General features: G+C 52.9%; 9 protein-coding genes and 2 rRNA genes. 1 reads left to right on the top strand and 10 read right to left on the bottom strand.

Translation table 11 applies throughout. From position 1 onward, the window contains the following. Window positions 1–217: 217 nt before the first annotated feature. From SK3146_RS20745 to SK3146_RS20715, 7 genes are all read right to left on the bottom strand, one after another. Window positions 218–1471, bottom strand: coding sequence for an alpha-L-fucosidase (locus SK3146_RS20745; RefSeq protein WP_249860601.1), 1254 nt, complete (start codon window positions 1469–1471; stop codon window positions 218–220). A gap of 132 nt (window positions 1472–1603) precedes the next feature. Further along, window positions 1604–3139, bottom strand: coding sequence for an extracellular solute-binding protein (locus SK3146_RS20740; protein WP_249860600.1), 1536 nt, complete (start codon window positions 3137–3139; stop codon window positions 1604–1606). A 168-nt stretch (window positions 3140–3307) separates the two neighbouring features. Then, window positions 3308–4189, bottom strand: coding sequence for a carbohydrate ABC transporter permease (locus SK3146_RS20735; protein WP_249860599.1), 882 nt, complete (start codon window positions 4187–4189; stop codon window positions 3308–3310). Further along, window positions 4189–5184 carry an ABC transporter permease gene (locus tag SK3146_RS20730; RefSeq protein ID WP_375295550.1) on the bottom strand — a complete coding sequence of 332 codons (996 nt, stop codon included), beginning with the start codon at window positions 5182–5184 and terminating at the stop codon, window positions 4189–4191. Before SK3146_RS20730 ends, SK3146_RS20735 begins: the two co-directional genes overlap by 1 nt. 511 nt (window positions 5185–5695) lie before the next feature. Continuing rightward, window positions 5696–8029 carry an AraC family transcriptional regulator gene (locus SK3146_RS20725; RefSeq protein WP_249860598.1) on the bottom strand — a complete coding sequence of 778 codons (2334 nt, stop codon included), beginning with the start codon at window positions 8027–8029 and terminating at the stop codon, window positions 5696–5698. Between the two features lie 645 nt (window positions 8030–8674). Then, window positions 8675–10135, bottom strand: coding sequence for an aminotransferase class I/II-fold pyridoxal phosphate-dependent enzyme (locus SK3146_RS20720; RefSeq protein ID WP_249860597.1), 1461 nt, complete (start codon window positions 10133–10135; stop codon window positions 8675–8677). A gap of 126 nt (window positions 10136–10261) precedes the next feature. Next, on the bottom strand, window positions 10262–10462 hold the full coding sequence (locus SK3146_RS20715) for a sigma factor G inhibitor Gin (RefSeq protein WP_249866385.1): 201 nt from the start codon (window positions 10460–10462) through the stop codon (window positions 10262–10264). Window positions 10463–10655: 193 nt separating this feature from the next. Here SK3146_RS20715 and SK3146_RS20710 point away from each other — a divergent pair, with 193 nt between their 5' ends. Further along, window positions 10656–11174, top strand: a complete 519-nt coding sequence (locus tag SK3146_RS20710) for a hypothetical protein (RefSeq protein WP_249860596.1) — start codon at window positions 10656–10658, stop codon at window positions 11172–11174. A gap of 21 nt (window positions 11175–11195) precedes the next feature. Here SK3146_RS20710 and SK3146_RS20705 read toward each other — a convergent pair whose 3' ends face one another. The 3 genes from SK3146_RS20705 to SK3146_RS20695 form a co-directional block, all read right to left on the bottom strand. Continuing rightward, window positions 11196–11702, bottom strand: coding sequence for a hypothetical protein (locus SK3146_RS20705; RefSeq protein ID WP_249860595.1), 507 nt, complete (start codon window positions 11700–11702; stop codon window positions 11196–11198). A gap of 171 nt (window positions 11703–11873) precedes the next feature. Then, window positions 11874–11990, bottom strand: a 5S ribosomal RNA gene (gene rrf / locus SK3146_RS20700). A 153-nt stretch (window positions 11991–12143) separates the two neighbouring features. After that, window positions 12144–15068, bottom strand: a 23S ribosomal RNA gene (locus tag SK3146_RS20695). Window positions 15069–15195 lie beyond the last annotated feature (127 nt).

Raw genomic sequence — 15195 nt, 5'->3', positions numbered from 1 at the left:
CCTTGCGGCTTTTACGGCTAAAACCATACGTTATCCTTTAAAGATATTATGATTATATACTTTTTACCGCATAATACCTAGCGCATCGATCCATTTGGCGAGAAAAACATGCAGAAAACAAAATTCCCCGCTCCCCGTAAAACTTGTTAAGCGTCGTGTCCGACAAAAAAGCATGCCTCGACATCGCGAAGCATGCTCATGCTCAATTCAATGGAAATTACAAAATAGAGTCAACGTTATAGACGGCAAAGCTACGGATGGATGCTCCCCCCGTCTGCTCTACGATACTGAGCCGGAGACGATCGGTGGTGACAGAGGGAAACCGATCGATTTTTTTATGGCCGATGGCGCTCCCTCTAACCAGTTCGACCCACCCTCCTTCGACCGCGGCTTCCAGCGCATACTCGCGTACGCGCTCGCCGAAGCGGATATCTTCCATCAGCACGGCATGGTTTATCGTCAGCGGCCGGTCGAGATGTATTTCCCTGTGCTCCGAGCGCTCGTCCGCAGCCGCGGCGGGCTGCCCGAAGCTGCGCCGGATCTCCTCGCCGAAGTCGAGCAGCCGCTGCGCGTCCGCTTCGGGGAACAGCCCGCGGCGGTCTGGAGCGACATTCAGCAGCAGCGTTGCGCCGTGTCCGACCGAGCGATAATAGACATCCATCAGCTCACGCAGAGTGAGCAAGCTCGCTACATCGTCCGGATGCCAGAACCAATGGTTTTTACGTATCGGAACATCGCATTCGGCCGGCAGCCAAGCGGGCGTCTCGGGCAACCACCGCTGCTTCTCCTCGGTAAACATGCTGATGCGCGCCGTCTCGGCCGCGTTCCAGCACGGATAAGGGGCTACGCCGTCTTCATTGCCGACCCATCGGATCGTGGGAGCCCCCATATTGAAGATCATCGCCTCCGGCTGATAACGTTTCACCAATCCGATAATGCGCCGCCAATCGTACTGCCTCCCCTCCGATCCCGCTCCGTCGAACCAGACTTCGACAAGCGGCCCGTAACCGGTCAGCAGCTCCGTCAATTGAGCGGCATAAAAGTCGTCGTAGGCGGCGGGATCGGCATAGCACTCTGCGTTGCGGTCCCAAGGCGAAACATAAATGCCGAAGCCCATGCCTTCCTTGCGGCAGGCTTCCGCGCATTCTTTCACGACGTCGCCGGCTCCGTTCCTCCACGGGCTCGATTTTACCGAGTATCCGGTAGTCGCGGTAGGCCATAAGCAGAAGCCGTCATGATGCTTCGCCGTCAAGACGAAGTAACGGAAGCCCGCTTCCTTGGCGGTTCGCACCCATTGATGCGCATCCAGCTCGGTCGGCTGAAACCGCTGGGGCGAGTCGGTACCGTCCCCCCATTCCTGATCGCAAAACGTATTGATGCCAAAATGACAAAAGACTCCCAGCTCCAAATCCTGCCACAGGAGCTGCTCCCGCGAGGGCATTGCGGGGGTAGGAATGCTTGGCTGCTGCATGGTCATCCTCCTTTATTATGAACGGCGCGTTGGACTACGGCGGCCCGTAAGCCCGCAGCAAGCCCGCTTCCTCCGCCCCAGCGGGCGGAGAGCGGGCTTCATCTGCAAGCGGCTAAACCGCTCTGCTGCTTTTTACTTCGACGCCTTCGCTTTATAGCTTTCATTCGTTTCCTTCAGATGGCTTTGGAAGCCGGAGTCGTCCTTCATCGTTTTGACGAATTTATCCCAGTCGTCCAGGCTGGACTTGCCGATGATAACGTTAATGATCATATCGTTGATCTTCTTATTCCAATCGGCGCCCTTTTCCTTAAATGCCGCCGATTTAGGAAGACCGTACTCGGGATTCGGCTCGGATACGGCAGCGATCGTGTCGATCAGCTTTTTGTTATAATCCAGCACATCGCTCGGGATGCCTGCCGTAGCGGCACGCAAATATTTGTTATAGTAGCCGGTCACCCATTGGCCGGTGGAATCGCCGGAATAGCCTTTCTTCTTGCCGTCTTCCGTCTGCGTCACCGAACCGTCGGAAGCGAGCGTAAAGTCGACATCCTTAATTCCGTAAGTGCCCAGATTGTATCCTTCTTCCGTTGCCGTATAATCATAAACTTCAAGAATGCGCTTAAGCTTCTCCTCGCTGACCTTTTTGCTGACCAGGAACTGGCCGTAGTAGCCGATAGCCTGCTCATAATGCGCCTTGCCGTCCGACGCTTTCGGCAATTCGAATGCCATTAGGTTGGCGTCCGGATTCGCCTTTTTCAAATCGAGATTGAATTTGTACGCGTCCGATACGTTCGTAATGGCCGCTCCGGCTTTGCCCTGCACCACCATATCCCGTACTTGCTGGCTCTTCATGACAGGCAAATCCGGCACGATGCCCCCGGCCTGGAACGTCTTGTTCCAAAACTGGAGCGCTTCCTTCGCCTGTGGAGTCATCCAGTTCGGCGTAATGCCGTCGGCATCCTGGTGCCAGCCCGTGCCTGCCCCGAACATACTGATCAGGTAACCGGCAGGTCCGGGAGAACCGAACAGCGCGAGCCCGTACGTATCGGCCTTGCCGTTGCCGTCAGGATCGTTTTTCGCGAATGCGGACAGCACGTTGTACAGCTCATCCATCGTCTTCGGCGGCTGCAAACCGAGCTTATCCAGCCAATCCTTGCGCAAAATCAGCGCCTCGGACCCGTCCAGCGGTCGTACCCGAGGCAGCGAATACAGCTTGCCTTTAATCGAAGCGTTATCAAATACGTTTTGCGGATATTTCGACAAATTCGGATAATTTTTAATATATGGCGTCAGCTCCCAAAAAGCTCCCTTGTCGATGCCGTTCAGAAAGCTCGGCGTGGTGCTGAAATCTTCGACGAACGTCACGTCGGGAATGTCGTTAGAAGCAAGCAAAACATTCAGTTTCTCCGTAATATTGTTCGCAGGAATATAATTGATCTTCAGATTGACGTTGAACTTCTCGCCGATCTTCTTCAGCCCTTCCAGCTCGCCTGTCGGCGCGGCGCTGAACGCTATGGTCGTAATCGAAATATCCATCGGCTTGCCGGAGGAATCCCCGCCTGGTGAGGATGCTCCATCCGAACCGGACTTGCCGCCGCCGCATGCGGCCAGCGAAGCGATCAGGGCGATCGATACGGCGCCTGCCGCCATTTTATTCAACTTATTCATCGAAATGACCTCCCATAATGTATGGTTTCTATAGCGAACCCCGGTTATCCTTTTTACAATCCGAGGATACGGCGCTTGCTAACGTTGACGCTAAACGAAATGAATTTCCCGAAATGACCGCTAGCCCGCCTGAATCCCCGCTAAGGAAGCGGCGGACAGCTATGCTTCTCATCCTTTTACCGAACCGACCATCATTCCTTTGACGAAATATTTTTGCAGGAACGGATACACGATCACAATAGGAACGGACGATACGACGACGGCCGCCATTTTGATCACTTCCGGTGGCACGGTCTGCTCGCTCTGAATCATCGCCGCCACGCTGGGATCGGCCATTTGCGTCGAAGCCTGAATCAGCAGCATTTGCAAAATTACCTGCATCGGCCGAAGCGCGTCGTCGTTAATGTACAGAATGGCGTTGAAGTACGTATTCCAATAGCCGACCGCGAAAAACAATCCGAAAGCGGCCAGCGCGGGAACAGATAACGGCAGCATGATCCGGAAAAACACGCCGATGTCGGAGCAGCCGTCGATTTTAGCTGCTTCCTCCAGCTCCGCGGGCATCTCCTGGTAAAAATTTTTCATCAGAAACACGTACCAGGCGCCCGTTAATACCGGCAAAATAAGCGACCAGAGCGTATTCGTCAAACCGAGTGTATCCACCAGCATATAGTTTGGAATCATCCCCGGCTGGAAGAGCATCGTCAGCAAGATGGCGACAAGAAAAAACTGCTTGCCCTTCAAGCGGCTGCGGGACAGTACATACGCAAGCGAGCTTGTTACCGCCAGACTCAGCGCCGTACCTCCTACAGCCAGCACCGCGCTGACCCCCATAGACTGCAAAAACGTATTCGTCGACAAAATGTACCGGTACGAGTCAAGGCTCCATTTTTCCGGAAACAACACGATCGATTTCGTTACAAATTCGTTCGCATCGGTAAAAGACACGATCACAACATATAGAAAAGGCAGCATCGTCACCAAAGCAATCAGACTTAGTACCGTGTAATTCAACGTTTGAAACATACGGGTTCCCGCCGTCGGCTTCATCAGTACAGCCCCTCCTCTCCGAACTTCTTGGCCAGGCGGTTGCCTCCGACGACGAGGATCAAGCCTACGACCGATTTAAAGACGCCGGCAACCGTCGCATAGCCGAACCTTCCGTTCAGTATCCCCACGCGGTATACGTACGTGTCGAACACATCGGCTACAGCGGAGACGGGGGCGCTCGACATCAGATAAATTTGCTCGAAACCGACCTCCATCACCTGGCCGAGCCGCAGGATGAACAGGACGATGATCGTGCTCCGAATGCCCGGAAGCGTCACGTTCAGCATCTGCTTCCAGCGGTTCGCCCCGTCGATCTGAGCTGCCTCGTACAATTCCTGATTGATCGAAGTCAATGCCGCGAGAAAAATAATCGTTCCCCAACCCGCTTCCTTCCATATGCTTTGGGCTGTCAGCATGAGCCAGAAGCCGTTAGGATCGGTTAAGAACGGAATCGCCTTTCCTCCCGATTGGGTAATGAGCTGATTGACTACGCCGGTGCCTTGACTTAAGAGCAGAAAGCAGATGCCGACGATAACGACCCAAGACAGGAAATGCGGCAAGTAAACGACCGTTTGCACGAACCGCTTGAAGACGAGTCCCCGGACTTCGTTCAGCAGCAGCGCGAGAATAATCGGCATCGGGAAGAAAAAGATAATGTTCATGAAACTGATCGCCATCGTATTGCGGAACAATATCCAAAAGTCGGGATTGGTGAAAAACTCATGGAAATATTTAAATCCTACCCACTCGCTTCCCCAGAAGCCGCTCCAAGGCGAGTAATCTTTAAAAGCCAATGCCAAGCCCCAAACGGGCAAGTACTTGAATATAAGAAAAAATAACAGACCGGGCGCGGCAAGCAAGTACAAGCCTTTGTCGCGCTTTAACGCAACGGCCCATTCCTGCAGCATTCCGGGCCTTTCCCTCTTCGCCCGAAGTTTCGCCGCTGCACTAAGCTCATCTGCGCGGCGGACAGCTTTAGCTCCCGTTTGTTCCATAAGCTTCACCTCCTGTTGTCGTGACTCGCGAATCGTAATGTCTGTATCTTACCGGGAGAGTCCAGAGCCGCTCAAGGTCCAATTCTTATGCTGCGGCGGAGCGAAAAAAGGGGGATGTCTCCAGCATTCCAAATCATGCTTATCCCTTGCTGAGACTGGACCCGCGGCATCTGTTCCCCGATTTTGTCCTCATGCTTCCGTTAAAAAATGAGCATCCCTGCACAAAGAACAAATCCCCCAAAAGCCATCCATGCCGCCGACGCGGCACCACAGACAATGGAAATGGGGTACCAAGAGTAATTTCCAGGGTAGTGACGTGATGCTCTGAAGCTTATTCCGTCCGCATCCAGCCTAAGCTGGATCGTCTAACCATTCCTCTGGGATCGTTCTCCTTTCGGGGGAGAACCCGGATTTCCACAGGATATTGCTGCGCGTCATTTCCTTAACAATAAAAAACCACGGTCCCCCTGAAAAAGGAAGACCGTGATACGAGCCGGCGACAGCGGCGATTTTAGGTTGGGCCGGACTCCGCTTCGCGAAACTGGCCGGGCGTACACCCCGTCTGTTTCTTGAAGACGCGTATGAAGTTTTTCGGCTGATATCCGACCTTCTCCGCCACTTCCGTTACGGACAATTCGGTCGACCTCAGCCATATCTTGGCTTGATCGATCCGGTAAGCCGTCAAATATTCGATGAAAGACACGCCCATCACCCGTTTGAACAGCTTGCTGAAGTACGGCGGGCTGAGACCGCAAGTTTCCGCCACCTGATCGAGCGATAAATCCAGATGGTAGTTCTCCTGAATGAACGATGCCGCAATATCGAGCGTGCGCTCGTATTCCTGGTTTTGCCGCTGGGCCATTTTACGGGCGATAGGTTTAACGAGCTGCTCCCGAAACCAATCGTTCAATTCCCCGATCGAACGGCATTCATTCATTTGCCGGTAAGGATCGATGTGTGTCGCCGAAGGGTCTCCGAGATCCTCCAGCTTTAAATTCATAATGAAAGCAACGCGCATCGTCGCCGTCATCAGCTGATAATAAGCCGTACGAATACGTTCGGTTTCCCGCAGCGTTTCCTGCGCGTAGACGGCGAACCGCTCCAGCTGGCGCTCCGCTTCTGCGGCGTCGCCGACTCGAAGCGCCTGCTCCAAACCGGCCTCGATCTCGAACGGGTACGGATAAGGCTTAGGCTCTGCCTCACCCGTGTCCCCGCTTCGAATGACCTGGCCCGTACCGGCCCAGAACCGCGCGCGCAGCGCCATCGCCGCTTGTCCGAAGCGCATCGGCATCTCATGAGGCGGGCCTGCGCTATCTCCCGCTCCTACCGTCACCGGCAGTTTCAAATAATCGGAGAGGATGTCTATAAGCTGCTTGGCGAATTGATGGACGCCCGTATACCAATCCTCACTGTCATCCGTATCCTCCCACAGCCAGACGGCAATCTTGTCATTGAGCAAATTGACCGCAATACCTTTGCCTCCGCTTTGCTCCAGCATATCTTGGGCAATATTCTTGATCGTAAAGACGATCAATTCCTTATCGCTTGCCTTAAACCGGCTTCCGCTGCCCGGCGATTGGTCGTACGTCAGCACGAATACCGCATGCGCTTGACGGAAAGGCACTTCGTACCGTTCAAACATCCCTTCGAGCTGCTCCAACGTATAGTGAGCGAAATGCCCCTGCAAAAATTGCAGCGCATAGGCTTCGCGGATCGCCGGCAGCTGTTCGCGTAGCTCGGCCTGCAGCCCGCTCGTCTCCCGGTTTAGCTCGGCCCAGCGCGTCTGCACATAGCCGATCTCATCCGCCAAGGGATCGCCTGGACGGCCCCCCCTTACCAGCGATACGAGATGCTCGATAGGCCGGTATACGCGGCGGGTTCCCCAAGCGGTTGCCGCACCGCCCAGCAATAAGAATATAACAATAATAGCCACCGTAATGACGGCAATGCCTCGCGATTTGGCATTCAGCTCGCGAATCGGAACCATATCGAGATAGGTCCAGCCGTTAAAGGAGGAAATATGCGAAGTAACGAGATAATCCCGGTTATCCCAGCGAAACGAGAACGGACTGCCGCTTGCCGCTTGTTCGCGCACCTTCTCAAACAAGCCGTCTGGCACCTTCTGGCCGCCGGAGGAGACGACCCATTCCCCTTTATCGTCCAAAATGAACGACTGCTCCCCTTCATAGACGGAGTATTTGGTCATGTTCTCCTGCAAAAAAGACGGAGCCAACTGCACGAACAATAGCCCGATCGGCTCGGAAGACTGGAACGGCACCTGGCATACCAGCGTAACGCCTACCGTACCGTTAGATAGGGCAGGCAAAAAGGCGAACGGTTCATGCACCCAATTCATCGCCTCGCTCGAAGCCATCCAGCCGCGAAGCTGGCTGCGTTCCTCTTCGCTGCGAAGCTTGCGCCCTCCCCCGTCGGGAGAAATAAGATAATCGTCCTCAGCAATATACATGACGATCTGGCCTACTTCGGCGTTGCTGTTCTGCAAAGAAGATAAATTTTTGAACAGGCTTGAATAAAATCCGGAATAATTGTTCCACTTCAGCTCCGTCAGATTGGAACTGAAAAAAGAACCCAGCAGCATTTGCAGGGCATTGCTTCGTACCCGCTGCAACGTGGAATCTATCGAATACGACGCGTGCTTCAGCACCCGAGCGTTTGCCTGGTCCACCTCATTGCGAATCGCCGAGGAAGAAAATAAGTAGCTGGATACCCCTACGGCGATCACGGGAATGACGGACGCCAGCAGCGATACGACCAGCATGCGCCGCAGCATCGTTTTGCGGAACGCCGCAAACGGATTGCGAATGCGAAAATAACCGTTTTTCATGCTGTGACCCCCTCTCGGTTATTCTCACCTCTCTAGTCTAGCGAATCAACGATCGGCTTGGCAAGAAAGCGCCGGCCATCCCGCCCTCTTCTTTCGTCCATTCACGGAGTCCCTGGAAGCTTTGGGCGGTATCCGGCCGTCCCATGCTTTCCTTCCCTATGCCAGCCCATCATTACAACCTCCTTTGTAATCGTTTTCGGGAATACCCATTTTTTATCATAACGATCCTTCGCAATCATGCTCAAGGGACAATTTTTACGATAGCGTCATCGCAAAATGTGGGCATGCTTTGCCGGCATCGCTTTGAATCTGCAAGAAGGGCCGTCGGCGAGCTATCCCCCTTCTCTTGACCGAGAAAAGAACAAATCCCCCAAAAGCCATCCATGCCGCCGACGCGGCACCACAGACAATGGAAATGGGGTACCAAGAGTAATTTCCAGGGTAGTGACGTGATGCTCTGAAGCTTATTGCGTCCGCATCCAGCCTAAGCTGGATCGGCGTCTAACCCTTCCTCTGGGATCGTCCTATGGGTAGACTTTCCTTTCGGGGGAGCCCACGGATTTCCACAGGATATGGCTGCGCATCATTTCCTAAACAACAAAAAAACGCTTGTCCGCCGAAGCGGTGCAAACGTTTATCGAACGACTAGGTGATCAATACGGAAAGCATCGGCTGTTCGCCTTCTATGAGTCCGTGGATGCGCGCTCCCATTCCGATAAGCTGATCCAGGTAACGAACGACCTCAGACGATATTTTTTCTCCCGGACATAAGACGGGGATACCAGGCGGATAAGGTACGACCATTTCGGCTGAAGATAGACCGACGGTATCGGCCAGCGGAATTTGTGCGGTCGCTTTCTGCCTGTATACGGACTCATCGAAGGAGACGGGCTGCGAGAGCCCGGTCATTGCCGTGTACGATGCGAGTGCGATCGACTCTCCGTCCGATAGCCTGTGCGGCTCACATCCTTCTGCGATCTCTTGGAACGCCTGCACAAGCCGTACCGAATCCTCCTCGGTCGATGCCAGACTGAATACCAGCAAGACCGCTTGCGGATCGGCCAATTCCACGTAACAGCCGCGTTTTTCCAGCTCATCCTTCAATTCAAACCCGCTCAAGACGCCGGCCGAATGCTTGACCGCTATTTTAAACGGGTCCTGCCCAAGTCCCCGGTCATGCGGAGGCGACAGCAGAATAAATTGATCAAGCTTGCGCATTTGCTCCATAAATCGATCAACAATGCGAATCCCTTGTTCCAGCAGCTCCATTCCCTGCGTATGCATCTGCCTGCGGCTCAAATCCAGGCTCGCCATAAGCGGATAGGACGGACTTGAGCTCTGCAGCATCGTCAAATAGCGCTTCAGCTCCTTGCGGTCTACCCTGTCCCCCTGCACATGAAGCATCGCCCCCATCGTCATTGACGTTAGCAGCTTATGCGTTGATTGTACCGCCACGTCTGCCCCGCAGGATAATGCCGATTTCGGGAGGGCCGGATGAAATCCGAAATGGGCCCCGTGCGCTTCATCGACAAGAAGCGGTTTCCCGTACTCATGAAGCAGCTGCACAATGCCTTCCAGCGGCGCAGCGATGCCGTAATAGCTTGGTCTAGTAATGAGAAGCCCTTGGGCTTCGGGATATCTCTGCAGCGCTGCTTTGACGTCTTCTATGCGGACTCCCAGCGTTAAGCCTGTCGCCGGGTCTACCTCCGGGTTTAGAAACACGGCCCGCGCCCCTGCCAGCATCAAGCCGTGAATCACCGATTTATGGGCGTCGCGCTGCACCAACAGCAGATCTCCTCTGCGGCAGACGCTTAAGATCATCGCCAAATTGCCGACCGTACTCCCGTTTATAAGAAAAAACGTTTCCTCGGCCCCGAAACATTCTGCCGCGAGCTGCTGAGCTTGCCAAATTGCTTCCTCGGGATGATGAAGATCGTCAAGCCCCGATATTTCCGTCAAATCGAGTTTCATGATATGTTCGAAAAAAGGGCGTGCCGCCGCTTCCAGCCCCTGCCCCGATTTATGCCCGGGAACATGCAGACTGGCATGTTCTCCTTGCGCATGCTGCACCAATCGCTCAAATAAAGGAGCGCTGTGATTGTCCATGTTGTAATTCTCCCTATCCACATTTGCTAAATAAAAGGTATATATTTATCTATTGTATCAAAGAAAAAGGCTCCTACCAACGGTTTCTGCCGCCGGCAAGAGCTTCATATCGCTTGTTTAGCGTATTTACGCATGTTTTCTATAAAAAATTTGCCTCATTTGATGGATAAAAAAAGGATATTTGGCATCCATAACGTCGGTTTGAATCATTTCGTGTTCGCAATCTTCACAGATGAATTCAGATATGATCATAATGCCGTTTTCCTTCGTTTGCCCGCAGATGATGCAGTTATGGGCTATCACTGGCTGCTGGGCCGCGTCTCCCATACGTCTCACCTCTATTCTTCTTTTCTATCAGTATGTCCTTTTTCTCTTAAAGTAAACGTTGATGATATATTTTTATGAAATTGGCCTGTACATGGTTCCGAAAAGCTTATGTTTCCTTGCCATTTTGCCGATATAGTATTTGCCGCTTTACCTGTTTGAAATCTATGAAAAAATGGACGAGTGAGGATCGAACGTGAAGGACAAGCAATTATCTAAAGAATCCACGGTTTATCATTACCGGCTGCTCCAACGAATTCATTACAAGCCCTTGTACTTCCAGTTGTATTGGGGGCTTCTCGGCTTAGTATTTGTGTGGGATTTGATTCGTCTTCAGCCTTTTCCGCTGCTGCTCGGGCTGCTGCTCATTCCTAATTTACATACTCTGCTCATTTATTTGTACTTCAAATTTAAAGAAAAGCGACCGCTCAAACAATGGATGTTTCAGTACCGCTTGCCTTGGATCGGGTACGTTCCTACCAGTTATTTTGCCCTGTACCGGATGATGCATCTTCATATTCATCTTCTATGGGTGACAATCGTCATATGCTGCTGCTTTTATCCATGGGTTTCCATAAACCTGATCGCTCATGTCATATTTGTTCACTTATGGGTTATTGCGCCTAGGCTCTTTATTTTGTTCCAACTGAGAAAACATGCAGAATCAGGGTATCTCAAATTAAATGAGCAGGATACGTCATGCTATGCACAATAAAACGGGCTGTTCTCGTTAAGATTACGGCTGATTTCTGCGATGCCTCGTAAACAAGCGGTACACCAAATAAATGACAACCGCCCAGAACAATAACCCGATAAAAGAAAGAGGCGAGCCTGCTCCCGGGCCAAAGCCCATAAATCCGAACGGATTAAAGAGACTGCCGATGAGTGCGCCTGCCGCAAAACCGCCGAATATTCCGCCCCATCCTCCTCGGGTCGGCGTACCGTAACCCGGATTCGTCGGATTCGTGGTTCGGGGGTTATTGGCTGCGTTGGATGGGTTTCTTCCCGGCGCCGTAGTACCCGTACGGCTCCCTCCCGGGCTTCTCACTCCGGAAAACGAGCCTCGGCCTGAACGATAAGCTTGACCGGTTACTTCCCCTTCCCGGTCAGGCGGTACCTTCACATAAGGCTCAATCTGCCCTTCTTCAATGGCAATTGTCCTCCCCTTTGCCGATACCTCCCGTTGAAATCCAGACATTAGAGCGAGCACAAGGCAAAGACTGATGATTACATAACGTTTCATACCGTTTCCTCCGCTGAGCTTCAATTGGACCTTTGTCCGAATCCAATGATATTATCAGCCCCTGTCTTCTTTTCTATTCGGAAGCGACACGTCCAGAAAACACCGCTAAGTAACTTCTTTGTCAACGAAAAAAAGCCCCGCGGATAAATATCCACGAAGCTTTTTTTGTGTGCTTGGCGACGTTCTACTCTCCCAGAACCCTTCGGTTCAAGTACCATCGACGCTGGAGGGCTTAACGGTCGTGTTCGAGATGGGAACGCGTGGTTCCCCTCCGCCATCATCACCAAACGGTTTTACTTGTTCAAGGCTTGCGCCTTGAAAACTAGATACGAAACTCGTGCGCGTAGCGAGCAATGATTATTTGTTCTTCCCGGTTTGTTTCCGGGCCCCGAGAAAGTATTCGGAATCAGCTTCGAAGCTTCTCTTCACTTTCTTGGGAATTTGGTTAAGCCCTCGACCGATTAGTATTCGTCAGCTCCACACGTTGCCGTGCTTCCACCCCGAACCTATCTACCTCGTCGTCTTCAAGGGGTCTTACTTACTGGGAAATCTCATCTTGAGGGGGGCTTCACGCTTAGATGCTTTCAGCGCTTATCCCGTCCGTACGTAGCTATCCAGCCATGCTCCTGGCGGAACAACTGGTACACCAGCGGTACGTCCATCCCGGTCCTCTCGTACTAAGGACAGCTCCTCTCAAATTTCCTACGCCCACGACAGATAGGGACCGAACTGTCTCACGACGTTCTGAACCCAGCTCGCGTACCGCTTTAATGGGCGAACAGCCCAACCCTTGGGACCTACTTCAGCCCCAGGATGCGATGAGCCGACATCGAGGTGCCAAACCTCCCCGTCGATGTGGACTCTTGGGGGAGATAAGCCTGTTATCCCCAGGGTAGCTTTTATCCGTTGAGCGATGGCCCTTCCATTCGGTACCACCGGATCACTAAGCCCGACTTTCGTCCCTGCTCGACCTGTTTGTCTCGCAGTCAAGCTCCCTTCTGCCTTTGCACTCTTCGAATGATTTCCAACCATTCTGAGGGAACCTTGGGGCGCCTCCGTTACGCTTTAGGAGGCGACCGCCCCAGTCAAACTGCCCACCTGACACTGTCCCCATACCGGATCTACGGTACCAGGTTAGAACTCCGATACGATCAGGGTGGTATCCCAACGTCGCCTCCACACAAGCTGGCGCTCATGCTTCTCAGGCTCCCACCTATCCTGTACAGATCGTACCAAAGTCCAATATCAAGCTGCAGTAAAGCTCCATGGGGTCTTTCCGTCTTGTCGCGGGTAACCTGCATCTTCACAGGTATTAAAATTTCACCGGATCTCTCGTTGAGACAGCGCCCAAGTCGTTACGCCATTCGTGCGGGTCAGAATTTACCTGACAAGGAATTTCGCTACCTTAGGACCGTTATAGTTACGGCCGCCGTTTACTGGGGCTTCGGTTCATAGCTTCGGGATTGCTCCCTAACCACTCCCCTTAACCTTCCAGCACCGGGCAGGCGTCAGCCCGTATACTTCGCCTTGCGGCTTCGCACAGACCTGTGTTTTTGCTAAACAGTCGCTTGGGCCTTTTCACTGCGGCCCCCTCGGGCTATTCACCCTACCGAGGCACCCCTTCTCCCGAAGTTACGGGGTCATTTTGCCGAGTTCCTTAACGAGAGTTCTTCCGCGCGCCTTAGCATGCTCTGCTCGCCTACCTGTGTCGGTTTGCGGTACGGGCACCTTCTCCCTGGCTAGAGGCTTTTCTTGGCAGCCTGAACTCATGACCTTCGCTACTGTTATTTTCACTCCCCATCACAGACCAGCCTTATCGATGTGCGGATTTGCCTACACATCAGCCTCTCTGCTTGGACGGGCATCCATCAGCCCGCGTCACTATCCTTCTGCGTCACCCCATTGCTCATAACGGTTCACGGTGGTACAGGAATTTCAACCTGTTGTCCTTCGACTACGCCTTTCGGCCTCGCCTTAGGTCCCGACTTACCCTGAGCGGACGAGCCTTCCTCAGGAACCCTTAGGCTTTCGGCGGATCAGATTCTCACTGATCTTTTCGTTACTCATACCGGCATTCTCACTTGTGTACTGTCCAGCGCTCCTTACGGTACACCTTCAACCTATACACAACGCTCCCCTACCAGAGTAGATAAAATCTACAATCCATAGCTTCGGTGGTGTGTTTAGCCCCGTTACATTTTCGGCGCAGAGTCACTCGACCAGTGAGCTATTACGCACTCTTTCAATGGTGGCTGCTTCTAAGCCAACATCCTGGTTGTCTGCGCAACTCCACATCCTTTCCCACTTAACACACACTGGGGGACCTTAGCTGATGGTCTGGGCTGTTTCCCTCTTGACAATGGATCTTAGCACTCACTGTCTGACTCCCGGGATAAAGTATGTGGCATTCAGAGTTTGACTGGACTTGGTAACCCTTGGCGGGCCCCGCACCCAATCAGTGCTTTACCTCCACTACTCATCTCCCGAGGCTAGCCCTAAAGCTATTTCGGGGAGAACCAGCTATCTCCGAGTTCGATTGGAATTTCTCCGCTACCCCCACCTCATCCCCGAATTTTTCAACATTCGTGGGTTCGGGCCTCCAGTGCGTGTTACCGCACCTTCACCCTGGACAGGGGTAGATCACACGGTTTCGGGTCTACGCCCACGTACTTCGTCGCCCTATTCAGACTCGCTTTCGCTGCGGCTTCGGCTCTTCACCTTAACCTTGCACGGGAACGTAACTCGCCGGTTCATTCTACAAAAGGCACGCCATCACCCATTAACGGGCTCTGACTTCTTGTAAGCACACGGTTTCAGGTTCTATTTCACTCCGCTCCCGCGGTTCTTTTCACCTTTCCCTCACGGTACTGCTTCACTATCGGTCGCTAGGGAGTATTTAGCCTTGGCAGATGGTCCTGCCTGCTTCCCACGAGGTTTCACGTGTCTCGCGGTACTCGGGATCCGTCTAAGGTGTTCGCAGAATTTCAATTACAGGGCTTTTACCTTCTATGGCCGGCCTTTCCAGACCGCTTCGTCTACCCTGCTGCACCTACGTTGACGTCCCACAACCCCAGAGAGCAAGCCCTCTGGTTTGGGCTGTTCCGCTTTCGCTCGCCGCTACTGACGGAATCACTTTTGTTTTCTTCTCCTGAGGGTACTTAGATGTTTCAGTTCCCCTCGTATGCCTCTGCACACCCTATGTATTCAGATGTGAGTAACTGAGAATTACCTCAGCTGGGTTCCCCCATTCGGATATCCCCGGATCAAAGCCTGCTTACGGCTCCCCGAGGCGATTTCGTCGTTCGCCACGTCCTTCTTCGGCTCCTAGCGCCTAGGCATCCTCCGTGTGCTCTTATTAGCTTAACCATGCTAATACACGTTGTATTGCTCTACGCATTTCGTTTCGTTATCTAGTTTTCAAGGAACAATCTGCAACTGTTACATCATCAAATTCAATGGCAGTTGTCGGTGCGTCGCCTTTAACAGCGACAAA

The organism is Paenibacillus konkukensis, assembly GCF_023523925.1.
Classification (GTDB): Bacteria; Bacillota; Bacilli; order Paenibacillales; family NBRC-103111; genus Paenibacillus_S; species Paenibacillus_S doosanensis.
The sequence above is the reverse complement of the archived record's forward strand: the minus strand, read 5'-3'. Positions and strand labels throughout refer to the sequence as shown.

Coding starts and splice junctions, on each gene's coding strand:
- SK3146_RS20745 (WP_249860601.1), bottom strand. CDS start 1,471: ATGCAGCAGCCAAGCATTCCTACCCCCGCAATGCCCTCGCGGGAGCAG.
- SK3146_RS20740 (WP_249860600.1), bottom strand. CDS start 3,139: ATGAATAAGTTGAATAAAATGGCGGCAGGCGCCGTATCGATCGCCCTG.
- SK3146_RS20735 (WP_249860599.1), bottom strand. CDS start 4,189: ATGAAGCCGACGGCGGGAACCCGTATGTTTCAAACGTTGAATTACACG.
- SK3146_RS20730 (WP_375295550.1), bottom strand. CDS start 5,184: ATGGAACAAACGGGAGCTAAAGCTGTCCGCCGCGCAGATGAGCTTAGT.
- SK3146_RS20725 (WP_249860598.1), bottom strand. CDS start 8,029: ATGAAAAACGGTTATTTTCGCATTCGCAATCCGTTTGCGGCGTTCCGC.
- SK3146_RS20720 (WP_249860597.1), bottom strand. CDS start 10,135: ATGGACAATCACAGCGCTCCTTTATTTGAGCGATTGGTGCAGCATGCG.
- SK3146_RS20715 (WP_249866385.1), bottom strand. CDS start 10,462: ATGGGAGACGCGGCCCAGCAGCCAGTGATAGCCCATAACTGCATCATC.
- SK3146_RS20705 (WP_249860595.1), bottom strand. CDS start 11,702: ATGAAACGTTATGTAATCATCAGTCTTTGCCTTGTGCTCGCTCTAATG.